Annotated in this window: 10 protein-coding genes; 3 read left to right on the top strand and 7 right to left on the bottom strand. The window is 49.5% G+C overall.

All coding sequences use genetic code 11. The annotated features are described in order from the left end of the window. Positions 1-2: 2 nt before the first annotated feature. The 5 genes from yfaE to ACSF8X_RS12645 form a co-directional block, all read right to left on the bottom strand. The gene (gene yfaE, locus ACSF8X_RS12665) at positions 3-299 is read right to left on the bottom strand and encodes a class I ribonucleotide reductase maintenance protein YfaE (protein ID WP_500850141.1); all 297 of its coding nucleotides are present in this window, start codon (positions 297-299) and stop codon (positions 3-5) included. Further along, a complete protein-coding gene (gene nrdB / locus ACSF8X_RS12660; protein WP_047877203.1) occupies positions 296-1,429 on the bottom strand; it encodes a class Ia ribonucleoside-diphosphate reductase subunit beta in 1,134 nt (377 codons plus the stop codon). Before nrdB ends, yfaE begins: the two co-directional genes overlap by 4 nt. 53 nt (positions 1,430-1,482) lie before the next feature. Beyond that, the gene (gene nrdA / locus ACSF8X_RS12655; RefSeq protein WP_500850140.1) at positions 1,483-3,750 is read right to left on the bottom strand and encodes a class 1a ribonucleoside-diphosphate reductase subunit alpha; all 2,268 of its coding nucleotides are present in this window, start codon (positions 3,748-3,750) and stop codon (positions 1,483-1,485) included. A gap of 478 nt (positions 3,751-4,228) precedes the next feature. Continuing rightward, complete coding sequence (ubiG, locus tag ACSF8X_RS12650; RefSeq protein WP_047877201.1) at positions 4,229-4,939, bottom strand: bifunctional 2-polyprenyl-6-hydroxyphenol methylase/3-demethylubiquinol 3-O-methyltransferase UbiG; 711 nt, start codon at positions 4,937-4,939, stop codon at positions 4,229-4,231. A 200-nt stretch (positions 4,940-5,139) separates the two neighbouring features. Continuing rightward, a complete protein-coding gene (locus ACSF8X_RS12645; protein WP_169753875.1) occupies positions 5,140-5,286 on the bottom strand; it encodes a hypothetical protein in 147 nt (48 codons plus the stop codon). 539 nt (positions 5,287-5,825) lie between these two features. On the opposite strand from ACSF8X_RS12645, the gene gyrA reads away from it, so the two are divergent. Both gyrA and serC read left to right on the top strand, forming a co-directional pair. Next, positions 5,826-8,453, top strand: coding sequence for a DNA topoisomerase (ATP-hydrolyzing) subunit A (gyrA, locus tag ACSF8X_RS12640; protein WP_047877200.1), 2,628 nt, complete (start codon positions 5,826-5,828; stop codon positions 8,451-8,453). 209 nt (positions 8,454-8,662) lie between these two features. Then, entirely contained in the window at positions 8,663-9,745 is a 1,083-nt protein-coding gene (gene serC, locus ACSF8X_RS12635) for a 3-phosphoserine/phosphohydroxythreonine transaminase (RefSeq protein WP_500850139.1), read from the top strand. Between the two features lie 105 nt (positions 9,746-9,850). Here serC and ACSF8X_RS12630 read toward each other — a convergent pair whose 3' ends face one another. Further along, the gene (locus ACSF8X_RS12630) at positions 9,851-11,128 is read right to left on the bottom strand and encodes a sensor histidine kinase (RefSeq protein ID WP_500850138.1); all 1,278 of its coding nucleotides are present in this window, start codon (positions 11,126-11,128) and stop codon (positions 9,851-9,853) included. Continuing rightward, the gene (locus tag ACSF8X_RS12625; RefSeq protein ID WP_500850137.1) at positions 11,100-11,768 is read right to left on the bottom strand and encodes a response regulator transcription factor; all 669 of its coding nucleotides are present in this window, start codon (positions 11,766-11,768) and stop codon (positions 11,100-11,102) included. The genes ACSF8X_RS12630 and ACSF8X_RS12625 overlap by 29 nt, the downstream gene beginning before the upstream one ends. 91 nt (positions 11,769-11,859) lie before the next feature. Between ACSF8X_RS12625 and ACSF8X_RS12620 the strand changes: the two genes are divergently transcribed. Next, positions 11,860-13,014 (top strand): DUF5666 domain-containing protein, encoded by a 1,155-nt coding sequence (locus tag ACSF8X_RS12620; RefSeq protein WP_047877196.1) that lies wholly within the window; start codon positions 11,860-11,862, stop codon positions 13,012-13,014. Positions 13,015-13,113 lie beyond the last annotated feature (99 nt).

Here is a 13,113-nt window from a genome sequence, read left to right as displayed (position 1 = left end):
TATTATTTGCTGTTGACTTGCAACGTCTGCGGCAATGGCTGGAGTTGGTAAGCAAACTCAATGGTGAGGTCGGATTTAGGGATTGAGCAGCAGGAGAGTACTTCGTTGGGCGCAACGAACGCCATGCTGTCTTGCTGGTCGACTGCGCCAGCCTGAAGCTTGCAGCGGCAAGCGCCGCACATGCCGTTTCGGCATTGGTATTCCGGTTGCAGGCCTGCTCGTTCCAATTGAATCAGCAAAGGTTCGCGGCTATTGCCGCGTACCTTAATACCGTTCACCGTGAAGGTGAGTTGGCTCATAGCTCGAAGTCACCCAGATCATCGGCGCTGACATCGTTGTCAATCTGGCCAACAAGGTAGGAGCTGATCTCGGCTTCCTGAGGGGCAACCTGCACGTTGTCAGAAGACAGCCACGCATTGATCCAAGGGATTGGGTTTTGGGTTGCACCAGGGTAGGCATGTTCAAGGCCAACAGCCGCCATGCGCAGGTTGCTGATGTACTCAACGTACTGGCACAGGATGCTCTTGTTCAGACCGATCATCGAACCGTCTTTAAACAGGTATTCCGCCCATTCTTTTTCCTGCTCGGCAGCATCTTTGAAGATATTGAAGCACTCTTCTTTGCACTCTTCGGCAATTTCGACCATTTCAGGATCGTCCTGACCGGTACGAAGCAGGTTGAGGATATGCTGGGTGCCAGTAAGGTGCAGGGCTTCGTCGCGGGCAATCAGCTTGATGATTTTCGCGTTGCCTTCCATTAGTTCGCGCTCGGCGAAAGCGAAAGAGCAGGCAAAGCTGACGTAGAAACGAATCGCTTCCAGTGCGTTGACTGACATCAGGCACAGGTAAAGCTTTTTCTTGATTTCACGCAGGCTTACGGTAAACGCTTCGCCGTTTGCCGTGTGCGAACCTTCACCGTAGCGGTGGTAGTCGTTGGTCGCGCTGATCAGATCATCGTAGTATTTTGAAATATCACCAGCACGTTTAAGGATATGCTCGTTGTCCACGATGTCATCGAACACCACTGACGGGTTGTTGACGATATTGCGAATGATATGGGTGTACGAGCGAGAATGGATCGTCTCGGAAAACGACCACGTCTCGATCCAGGTTTCCAGCTCAGGGATCGATACGATAGGCAGCAGAGCCACGTTCGGGCTACGGCCTTGGATTGAATCAAGCAGGGTCTGGTATTTCAGGTTGCTGATGAAGATGTGTCGCTCGTGGTCCGGCAGATTGTTGTAGTCAATGCGGTCGCCAGATACGTCCACTTCTTCTGGACGCCAGAAGAAAGAAAGCTGCTTTTCAATGAGCTTCTCGAAAATTTCGAATTTTTGCTGGTCATAACGGGCAACATTGACAGGCTGGCCAAAAAACATTGGCTCTTTTAGTTGGTCGTTATTGATTTGACAGAAAGTGCTGTATGCCATCGTATCCTCAATATCAATGGGAGCCGAAGCTCCCATTGCCATAATGTCGTAAATTAAATCTTGCAGCTTGTGCAGTCGTCTGCGCCCACATCGCCTTGTGCATCCGAGGCACCATCACGGGTGTTGTGGTAGTACAAGGTTTTCACGCCGAGTTTATACGCCGTTAGCAGGTCTTTTAGCAAGAGTTTCATTGGTACCTTTCCGCCCGGCTGACTGCTTGGGTCGTAGTTGGTGTTGGCGGAGATCGCCTGGTCAATGAATTTCTGCATGATACCGACTAGCTGAAGGTAACCGTCATTGCTGCCAATGTTCCAGAGTAGCTCGTAATTATTTTTGTACTTGCTGTATTCCGGTACGACTTGTTTCAGAATACCGTCTTTCGATGCTTTCACCGAGACATAGCCGCGTGGCGGCTCGATGCCGTTGGTCGCATTCGAGATCTGCGATGATGTCTCTGAAGGCATCAGGGCAGACAGTGTTGAGTTGCGCAGGCCGTGGGTCTTGATTTCCTCGCGCAGCGCTTCCCAGTCGTAGCGCAGTTCGGCACTGCAGATATTGTCGATATCCTTCTTATAGGTATCGATAGGCAAAATACCTTGTGCGTACGTGGTTTCGTTGAATGCCGGGCAGGCACCTTGCTCTTTTGCCAAGCCGACAGAGGCTTTCAGTAGGTAGTACTGAATGGCTTCGAAGGCTTCGTGAGTCAGGTTGTTGGCGCTGCCGTCAGAGTAGCGAACACCGTGCTTGGCCAGATAGTAGGCAAAGTTGATCACACCTACACCCAGCGTACGGCGGTTCATGGTTGAACGGTAGGCCGCAGGCAACGGGTAGTCTTGGTAATCAAGCAGGGCATCTAGCGCACGAACCGTCAGTTCGGCCAGTCCTTCCAGATCGTCAAGCGAGTCAATGGCACCTAGGTTGAACGCAGACAGCGTACATAGGGCGATCTCGCCGTTTTCGTCTTCAACGTTGTTCAGCGGTTTGGTTGGCAGTGCGATTTCCAGGCACAGGTTAGACTGGCGGATTGGCGCAACGCTTGGGTCAAACGGGCTGTGGGTATTACAGTGGTCAACGTTCTGGATATAGATACGGCCAGTAGACGCACGTTCTTGCATCAGAAGCGAGAATAGGTCAATCGCCTTGATCGTCTTGCGCTTGATGCTTTCATCTTGCTCGTACTTGACATATAGGCGTTCAAATTCAGCTTGGTCTGCGAAGAAGGCATCGTATAGGCCAGGGACATCTGATGGTGAGAACAGGCTGATGTTTTCACCTTTGATTAGGCGGGTATACATCAGTTTGTTGATCTGTACGCCGTAGTCCATATGACGGACACGGTTTTCTTCAACACCACGGTTGTTTTTCAGTACTAGAAGAGATTCAACTTCGCCGTGCCAAATTGGGTAGAAAAGGGTAGCGGCACCGCCACGAACACCGCCCTGCGAGCAGCATTTAACGGCAGTCTGGAAGTATTTGTAGAATGGGATACAACCAGTATGGAAGGCTTCGCCACCACGGATCTCAGAGCCAAGAGCACGGATACGGCCCGCGTTGATGCCGATGCCAGCACGCTGGGATACGTAGCGTACAATAGAGCTTGCAGTCGCGTTGATAGAATCTAGGCTGTCGTCACACTCGATCAGAACGCAAGAGCTGAACTGACGGGTAGGCGTGCGCACACCAGACATAATCGGCGTAGGCAGTGAGATCTTGAACTGCGAAACCGCGTCGTAGAAACGCTTGATGTAGTCAAGGCGTGTCTCGCGAGGGTATTTGCTGAACAGGCAGGCCGCGATCATGACGTAAAGGAACTGGGCACTTTCGAAAATTTCGCCGCTGACGCGGTTCTGTACCAAGTATTTACCTTCTAGCTGCTTAACGGCTGCGTAGGAGAAGTTCATATCACGCCAGTGATCGATGAACTGATCCATAACGTCGAATTCTTCTTTGCTGTAGTCTTCGAGCAGGTGTTGGTCGTACTTGCCTTTTTCAACCAAGTTTGTCACATGGTCGTAAAGTTTAGGTGGCTCAAACTGGCCGTAGGCTTTCTTGCGTAGGTGGAAGATAGCCAAACGTGCAGCCAGGTATTGGTAATCTGGAGACTCTTCAGAGATCAGATCTGCTGCTGCCTTGATGATGGTTTCATGGATGTCTTCAGTTTTGATTCCGTCGTAAAACTGAATATGTGACTTGAGTTCGACCTGTGAGACCGATACGTTTTCTAGGCCTTCGGCGGCCCAAGTGATCACGCGGTGGATTTTTTCCAGATCGATATTTTCGTTGCGTCCATCACGCTTGGTAACAGTGAGTTGTTGAGTCATTTTTTAGTCTTTTTCCCAGATAGCCATCAATAATCGTGTTTTTTGCAAGTTTCACTAACAAGCTCAGTGACGCGGGCGATCTTTGTTCGATTTCCTGCTCATGCATCAAACACTACATATTGGGGTGTTGAGCTGTTTGAGTTACAAGATAGTGATGAAGGTGGGGTATTGCAAGGTGGTATTTTTTGACCGGCTGTGGATAACATGGGGATTCATAAATCATAGTTAGTGCCTACTAACCTATTTGCCCAAGTGTGACAATATCATAGAAAATTGCAAAAGAAATTTAGCCTGAAATTTTGCGTCGGTAAAAAAAAAATCTTGATTTTTAATGTGTATTAGACAGGTCAAAACACAAGTGTTTTTGTGGTTATTTATTGGCTAGTTAGCAATGTTTCGGGGGGAGGGTAACTGCTCGCATTACACACAGTTATGAATAAAAGAAAGGCCCGCAATATGGGGCCTTCGGTAAATATGGTTATTCAGGCTTGGTGGTGTGGACGATATAGTTGACGTCTACATTGTTGCCTAGCCAGTAGTTGTCTGTCAGCGGGTTGTAATGGAGGCCGGTAATATGGCGCTCTTGGAGCGGGGTTGCGTCAATCATGGCTAGTAGTTCTGACGGACGGATGAATTTTTCGTGGTCGTGAGTACCTTTGGGTACGAGCTTGAGCAGTTGCTCTGCGCCGACAATAGCAAACAGATAAGATTTGATGTTGCGGTTGAGGGTTGAGAAGAACACATGGCCGCCGGGTTTAACCATTTTGGCACAGGCGGCAATGATTGAAGCCGGATCGGGAACGTGCTCGAGCATTTCCATGCAGGTGATGACATCGTAGGTTTGCGGGTGCAGTTCGGCGTGCTCTTCTGCGGTACGTTGGACATACTCAAGCTTGGTGCCGGTTTCCAGCGCGTGCAGGCGGGCAACGGTCAAAGGCTCTTTGCCCATATCTAAGCCTGTCACGTCAGCCCCTTCTATGGCCATGCTCTCGGCAAGAATGCCACCGCCGCAGCCGACATCTAGCACTTTTTTGCCAAACAGCCCTTCAGCGTTGTCCATGACAAAATTAAGGCGCAGGGGGTTTATCTGGTGTAGTGGCTTGAACTCGCCTTCGAGATCCCACCAGCGGGAAGCCATGTCTTCGAATTTACTGATTTCTGCCGGATCGACATTCAACTGCTTTGCCATATGTAGTTAGCCATTTCCATAAACAATCACAGCATTATAGCGAAATCATGCCGTGAGGTAAGCGGAACCTGAACTCTGGCTGGGTAAAGTTGGAGTGATGATTTTTTATTATTTTAAAACAATAGCCTGCAAGGCGTTTGGGCGGGGATGTCACTCCATTTATGCGATGCAGGCTCTGCCCATTGCTTGTTATCTTGTGATCATTCAGCAGGTTCAACCATTGCCAATTGCGCGATATCTGCCTGCACCGCACCGGTAGTCAGTGTGATTGCAGCTAGAATGAACATTAAAAGGTATTTGCCGCCGATGATACACATGCCGATGGTGTTGATTGCTTGTCCAAACATATTGACCTCACTTATCTATGTCGATTTTTGAAATCTTAGTTTTTGTTCTTGCAGTGTTATTGTACGGTGCTGGTAAGGAGCGGAATTGATAGAGATCAGTTTTGGTTCAGCCTTTCTAGTGGCTTGGCGATGAGATTTGAGAATTGGTAATTGGGTCTACTTTTTACAATTGGTTGCACTTTGTACAGGTACAAAGGTGGGATGCAACTAGCAGCAGAAAAGCGATGCTTGGGCAAAAAACAGGCGAACAGGGGATGGATGACGGTATTTTGTCTGCGGTTTTCTGCTTATACGCTAAATTACTCACAACATGATAGCGAAAGGTGTGCCTATCTTGGCTCGAATATGCTATATTTTCGCACCTTGCACGTATCTGCTGAGCTTATGTTAAACGATGTATTTTTATGGCGTTTGACATGAATATAGGCTTAGCTCCAAACGCTATAGGTATCACGTTTCAAGGGTTTTAATTTTGCCCGTGATAGCTATGCCGTTTGGTATACGTATACGACAGAAATTACCTGAGGGATATTGGCTCCATGAGCGATCTTGCAAAAGAGATCACGCCCGTAAACATTGAAGAAGAGCTGAAAGGCTCGTACCTCGATTACGCGATGTCTGTCATCGTGGGTCGAGCGCTTCCTGATGTGCGTGATGGCCTTAAGCCTGTACACCGCCGCGTCTTGTTCGCAATGAATGTACTTGGCAATGACTGGAATAAAGCATACAAAAAATCTGCCCGTGTGGTCGGTGACGTAATCGGTAAATACCACCCACATGGTGACAGTGCAGTCTACGACACAATCGTTCGTATGGCGCAGCCGTTTTCGCTACGTTACATGCTGGTAGACGGTCAAGGTAACTTCGGTTCGATTGATGGCGACTCCGCGGCGGCGATGCGTTATACCGAAGTACGTATGTCGAAGATTGCCCACGAGTTGTTGGCTGATCTCGATAAAGACACCGTAGATTACGTACCTAACTATGACGGTACGGAACAAATCCCAGCGGTACTTCCGACTAAAATCCCGAACCTGCTGGTTAACGGCTCGTCGGGTATTGCCGTAGGTATGGCAACCAACATCCCGCCTCACAACTTGGGTGAGGTGATTGACGGGTGTTTGGCTTATATCAACGACGAAAGCATCACTATTGACCAGTTGATGGAATACATCCCTGGGCCAGATTTCCCGACGGCAGCCATGATCAGCGGCCGCAAGGGGATCATCGATGCGTACCATACCGGTCGAGGTAAGGTATACATGCGTTCGAAGGCGGATATCGAAGCTGACAAGAATGGTAAAGAGACCATTATTGTTACTGAGATCCCGTACCAGGTGAACAAAGCTCGCCTGATCGAAAAGATTGCCGAACTGGTCAAAGAGAAGAAAGTTGAGGGTATCAGTGCCCTGCGCGACGAGTCTGACAAAGACGGTATGCGCATTGTTATCGAATGTAAGCGTGATGCAGTTGGCGAGGTTGTACTGAACAACCTGTATGCCCAGACTCAGCTTCAAACAACATTCGGTATCAACATGGTTGCGCTGGACAATGGCCAGCCAAAGACCTTCAACCTGAAAGACATGCTGAAGTGCTTCGTGAACCACCGCCGTGAAGTGGTAACACGCCGTACTATCTTTGAACTGCGCAAAGCCCGTGAACGTGCCCATATCCTTGAAGGTTTGGCACTGGCACTGGCCAACATCGATGAAATCATCGAGTTGATCAAGAATGCATCGACGCCTGCAGAGGCTCGTGCTGGTCTGATTTCTCGTGGTTGGGATCTTGGCAACGTTGCTGCGATGCTTGAGCGCGCAGGTACCGATGCAGCCCGTCCAGAGTGGCTGGAAGAGCAGTACGGTATCCGTGACGGCAAGTACTTCCTGACCGAGCAGCAGGCTCAGGCGATCCTTGATCTTCGCCTGCACAAGCTAACTGGCCTTGAGCACGAAAAGATCCTTGATGAATACAAGGCACTGCTAGAAGAAATCGCAGAGCTGATGTACATCCTTGCTAGCTCCGAGCGCTTGATGGAAGTGATCCGTGAAGAGCTTGAAGCGGTGAAGGAGCAGTTCAACGATCCTCGTCGTACTGAGATCACGGCGGCATCACACGATATCGACTTGGAAGATCTGATCAACCAAGAAGACGTTGTGGTTACCCTGTCTCACGAAGGTTACGTGAAATACCAGGTACTGAGCGACTACGAAGCTCAGCGCCGTGGCGGTAAGGGCAAAGCGGCAACCCGCATGAAGGAAGAAGACTTCATCGAGCGTCTGCTGGTTGCCAATACCCATGATACGATCCTCTGCTTCTCAAGCCGTGGCCGTATGTACTGGCTGAAGGTGTACCAATTGCCGTTGGCAAGCCGTACTGCGCGTGGTAAGCCGATTGTTAATATCCTACCGCTGGAAGAAGGCGAGCGTATTACCGCGATCCTACCAGTGAAGGAATACACCGAAGACAAGTTCATCTTCATGGCAACCGCTGACGGTACGGTGAAGAAGACACCATTGACTGACTTCAGTCGTCCACGTAGTGCCGGTATCATTGCGGTGAACCTACGCGACGGTGACTCACTGATCGGTGTGGATATTACCAACGGTAACGACGACATCATGCTGTTCTCGAAAGACGGCAAGGTGGTACGCTTCTGTGAAGAGCAGGTACGCGGCATGGGCCGTACAGCGGCAGGTGTTCGCGGTATCAAGCTAGCCGAAAGCGACAAAGTGGTATCGTTGATCGTACCGCACAACGGTGGCGATGTACTGACTGTCACTGAAAACGGTTACGGTAAGCGTACCGAATTGACAGAGTACCCGGCGAAGAGCCGTGCGACACAAGGTGTTGTGTCTATCAAGGTCTCTGAGCGTAACGGTAGCGTTGTCGGTGCCATCCAGGTTGAAGACGGCGATGAATTCATGATGATCACCAACGGTGGTATCTTGGTTCGTACTCGCGTTGGCGAAGTAAGCCGTGTCGGCCGTAACACCCAAGGTGTTACCTTGATTCGTACTTCCGCAGACGAGCAGGTTGTTGGCCTACAGCGTATCGATGAGCCAGAAGAAGATGAGCTGATCGAAGACGCTGAAATCGTCGAGGGCGAAAACACGGCAGATCAGCCAGCAGCTGACGCCGGCGCAGAAGACTCTTCTGAGCAAGAATAAGCCTAGTAGTATGATTGACTGATAGAAGCGCAGCCCTCAGGCTGCGCTTTTTTTTGTTTGTAGTGAATGGGATGACAAATTTTCCTGCGACTCTTTTCAGCTCCTTCATAAAGGTGTATATCTGGTCGTCATCACATTCGGGCTGTCAAATGACGATGGCTGCGGATAGGTCGTAATCCCATGTTATAAGCAGGAGCAAGTCTTTCATCATGGAGCAGGTTTATAATTTTTGCGCCGGACCGGCAATGATCCCGGCAGACGTCATGAAAAAAGCCCAACAGGAGCTGATCAACTGGAACGGGCTTGGAACATCCGTGATGGAAATTAGTCACCGCGGCAAGGAATTTATTGCCGTTGCCAAGCAGTCCGAGCAGGATTTGCGTGATTTACTGGCAATTCCCGATAATTACCATGTACTGTTCTGCCATGGCGGTGCGCGCGCTCAGTTTGCCGCAGTGCCGCTGAACTTGTTGGGCGAGGCCGATACGGCTGATTATATTGACGGTGGTTATTGGGCGCACAGTGCGGCAGAAGAGGCTGAGAAATACTGTCAGCCTAATATTGTTGGTATTGCGTGTGAGCGTGATGGTAAGAAAGCGGTATTGCCAGCCTCCGAGTGGGCGCTGTCTGACGAGGCGGCCTTTGTGCATTTCTGCCCTAACGAAACCATCGATGGGATTGAAATTCGCGACTTGCCGAAAACCGATAAGCCTATCGTGGCTGATTTGTCTTCTACCATTTTGTCCCGTGAAATCGATGTGTCGCAATACGGTGTGATTTATGCTGGCGCGCAGAAGAATATCGGCCCAGCAGGCTTGACCATTGTGATTGTGCGTGATGACTTGTTGGGCAAGGCTCGCAAAGAACTGCCGAGTATTCTGGATTACAGCGTGCAGGTTGATAAGGAGTCGATGTTCAATACACCACCGACCTTTGCTTGGTATTTGGCAGGCGAGGTTTTCAAGTGGCTCAAGTCTATCGGTGGTGTTGCCGAGATGGAAAAGCGCAATATGACCAAGGCCAAGGTGCTGTACGACTACATTGATCATTCTGATTTCTATCGCAACGATGTCCATGCCGACAACCGCTCGCTGATGAACGTGCCGTTTCAGCTCAAGGATCCGTCATTGGATGCCTTGTTCTTGGAGCAGGCTGACACTGCTGGCCTTAAAGCCCTTAAGGGTCACCGCGTGGTCGGTGGGATGCGTGCATCCATCTACAATGCTATGCCGCTTGAAGGTGTTCAGGCGTTGGTTGATTTCATGCGCCGTTTTGAACTGGAAAACAGTTAATATTGTGCCTCACGTAACGCTAGTAAAAAAACCGCCTTCCGGCGGTTTTTTTGTAAGTTATACAGAATTAACGCGAGTCGATTGGCCCCCATCATTCTGCGATCACTATGCGGTAGGGGTGAAATACACCATCGTTTGAAAATGGGTGCTGTCGTTGTGGACTTTGAAGCTCCACCCCATTCGCTCGCAGATCCGCTCAACAATCACTAAGCCGCAGCCATATCCCGCATTGAACGTAGAATTGCCATCATGGCAGTTGGTAATGGTCAGCTGGTTATTATCGAGGGCTATATGAATATTACCTACACTGTAGCTAAATGCATTCTTAATTAAATTGTTGATTATTATGGTTATAAAGCTCTCTGGGGCAATAACGAAGCCAGGTTCGGTGATTGTAAGATCATAGCCGGCATTTTGCTTGGCGAATAGCGGTTCAAGTACTTCTAACTGGTGCCGCAGATGAAGGGCCAGTGGTTGACGACCAAGGTGGTGATCGTCGATGCTTTCCTTTCCGAGTAGCAAGAAGGCTTCAGTCAATACTCGCATCTCCTGACTGGCATCTTGTACCCTGCCAATGGCTTTTAGCGCCACTTTGGGTTGGTTGGGGACTTTTTCCAGCAGCTCGGCCGAGCCTTGGATCACCATGATGGGGGTACGCAGTTCATGTGAGGCAAATCGGCTGAAATCTTTTTCGCGTTGGAAGTAGCGGGCGATTTCCTGTTTGCTGTCAAGAAGCGTCTGTTCGATCTGGCGAGTTTCCTCAAACTTGGTCTCGATTTTGAACGCCTCATGTTCTGGTGACATCTGGGTGATTTTCTGGGCGATGCTTGCCAGCGGCTTTGACAGGATACGGATAAAATAAATACCGTACAAAACTACGCAAAGAGAGAGGAAGAGACCAAACCCAACGGTAGCCAGATGGAGATTTTTCTCGTATGCATCCAGGTAGTCGTCGGCATCATCTTGGAAGACGATATACATCAGCCCCTCTCCGGACGGGTGCTTGAGGACGATAAAGTGCTTGTCTTCAGTGCCGATCATCTGCTCGTAGAAGCCGGGTTCACGGTAGTGTTTCAGCCACGCTGGAGGTTCCAGCTGTACATTCTCCATATGGGTGTTTGCCGGGAAAAGGCTATAGGTATTAAATTCATTGGGGTTGGGCAACAGCGTGTCCTGACCATAATGGGCATAGTCGTTGACGTAGCGGCTGGCCTCGGTATCAAGCCAGTGATGGAGGCTGATGATCTCCAGTTGGTTTTCAGCAATATAGATCAGCTTCCAAAATAGCACGAAAGTGCACAGTGTCATGAAAAGAAAGCCGATCTTGATCTGGCGGTAGATGCTTGGATACGGGTTAGGGTTTAATGCGGTAGCCTTGTCCATGAACAGTCTCTAGTCGTGAAGTGGTAAAACCCTTGTCGATAGCATTGCGCAGCCCGTAAATATGACTGCGTAGGGCATCGCTTGGCGGTGCATCATCGCCCCAAACGGTGTCTGTGACCTCTTGCCGAGTGACGATGGCAGGTGCTCGGCGGACAAGCAATTTTAGAATTCGGTACTGAATTCGGCTGAGCTTGATGGGTTGGCCATCGCGGTAAGCCTGTTCGGTGCCGGTATCAATACGGATATCTTCAAAGCTGATAGCGCCGATATCGCGGCGTGGACCTCGGCTACTCAGCGCCTTCAGGCGCATACTCAGCTCTTGCATGGCAAAGGGCTTTAGCAGGTAGTCATCACCTCCCGCGCCGAAAGCGGCCAGTTTGTCTTCTAGGCTGTCTTTGGCGGTTAAAAATAGGATCGGGATTTGACAGCTGAATTCCTCACGCAATTTTCGGACTGTGGAGATGCCGTCGATCTTGGGCATCATGATATCCATGATGATGACATCATAATAATTTTGCTGAATAAGGGTCAGAGCTGCTTCGCCGTGGTAGGCACAATCAACTTGAAACCCCTCTAGCTCAAGGTAATCAGCGATAGTCTCGACCACATTGTGGTTGTCATCAACAATCAATACTTTCACGATTTCTTTCCTGAATTTCACGTCTGCTTCACGTTGGTAGGTGTAATATACCTCTAAAGAACATTTTATTCCTTTACTTTGAGGTGGTTAGATGAAAAAAGCGGCACTGGTTATTGCATTGGGTATGGCTCTGGCTGGTTGTGGTGGCGGTAGCGATGGTGGTAGTACGCCTACGACACCGACTAAACCAGAGACTTCGCCGAGGGCTGTACTGGGTACGATTGATTCAGTGGACGCACCATCTAACCAAATCGTGGTGAATGGCTACCGTTACGACGTGGCTAGCGTAGGCTATGGCAACAATGCGCTATCGATTGCTGACCTGCAAAAAGACATGATGGTTCAGGTATTGTCGGGTACTAAGGCTGGTGTTCAAGTTGATGTCGAGCCGACTCTTGTTGGTGCTGTGACCGCGGTCGATCACGTAGCGAAGACTTTTACAGTCAATGGTATTAACCTGACCTTTGCTGGATTGAGTGCCGAAATTGACCTGAATGATTGGGTGATGGTGTCTTCATTGCCATCGGCAACAATGGGTTACAAGGTATTGTCTGTGGTTGAGTTTGAAGCCGACAAACTGGGTAATCAAGTTGAAGTGGAAGGTCGAATCTCAAGTAAAGATGAGAATACCGGCTCATTTAAGTTGGGCGCTAACCTGACTGTGAACTATGCCAATCTATCTCATTTGCAAGTTGGTCAGTGGGTAGAAGTTGAGGGCACGATGAACGGTGCTGAACTTGACGCTCGTGAAGTTGAGATCGACAACTATGACGATCTGGATGAGGGCAATGAAGTAGAAGGCGTAGTGACCTGGGTTGCCAATGATCTGTCATCGTTTGAGCTTAGCTACCGTGGCCGTTTTGCTGTGAATGCGAGCACCCGTTTTGAAGACGGTAACAAGAGCCATTTGAAGCAAGGTGCGCTAGTTGAAGTGCAGTCAGCTCTGCGCAATGGCCAGCAGGTAGCAACCGAAGTCGAGTTCGACAATGATAACGACTATGTACCGGGTGGTAACTGGCAAGAAGTGGAAGCGGAAGGCAACGCCAAGGTGATTGATTCTGTTGCTGGTACGTTTTCTGTATGGGATGAAGAAACATATAAAACAGTTAACTTTACCACAGATAGCAACACGGTTTTCGAAGGGGTGACGATGCTGACCCTTGACGGTGAGTACGTTGAAGTTGAGGCCGTTGTGATTGACGGTAAGAACGTTGCCCGCGAAATCGAACGAGACTACCGTGGCTAATCATTGAGCTAATTACGATTTGTTGAGTATAGCGCCCTTCGGGGCGCTTTATTTTTATATGCCTCAGGCGTATGGTCTATCTATTCGATTATCAATGGT

The organism is Photobacterium panuliri, assembly GCF_059920555.1.
Note: the sequence above shows the minus strand (reverse complement) of the source record. Positions and strands in the feature narration are given on the sequence as shown.

What these genes read in the sequence shown, in the direction of transcription:
- yfaE (WP_500850141.1), bottom strand. Translation starts at nt 299, where the DNA reads ATGAGCCAACTCACCTTCACGGTGAACGGTATTAAGGTACGCGGCAAT.
- nrdB (WP_047877203.1), bottom strand. Translation starts at nt 1,429, where the DNA reads ATGGCATACAGCACTTTCTGTCAAATCAATAACGACCAACTAAAAGAG.
- nrdA (WP_500850140.1), bottom strand. Translation starts at nt 3,750, where the DNA reads ATGACTCAACAACTCACTGTTACCAAGCGTGATGGACGCAACGAAAAT.
- ubiG (WP_047877201.1), bottom strand. Translation starts at nt 4,939, where the DNA reads ATGGCAAAGCAGTTGAATGTCGATCCGGCAGAAATCAGTAAATTCGAA.
- ACSF8X_RS12645 (WP_169753875.1), bottom strand. Translation starts at nt 5,286, where the DNA reads ATGTTTGGACAAGCAATCAACACCATCGGCATGTGTATCATCGGCGGC.
- gyrA (WP_047877200.1), top strand. Translation starts at nt 5,826, where the DNA reads ATGAGCGATCTTGCAAAAGAGATCACGCCCGTAAACATTGAAGAAGAG.
- serC (WP_500850139.1), top strand. Translation starts at nt 8,663, where the DNA reads ATGGAGCAGGTTTATAATTTTTGCGCCGGACCGGCAATGATCCCGGCA.
- ACSF8X_RS12630 (WP_500850138.1), bottom strand. Translation starts at nt 11,128, where the DNA reads ATGGACAAGGCTACCGCATTAAACCCTAACCCGTATCCAAGCATCTAC.
- ACSF8X_RS12620 (WP_047877196.1), top strand. Translation starts at nt 11,860, where the DNA reads ATGAAAAAAGCGGCACTGGTTATTGCATTGGGTATGGCTCTGGCTGGT.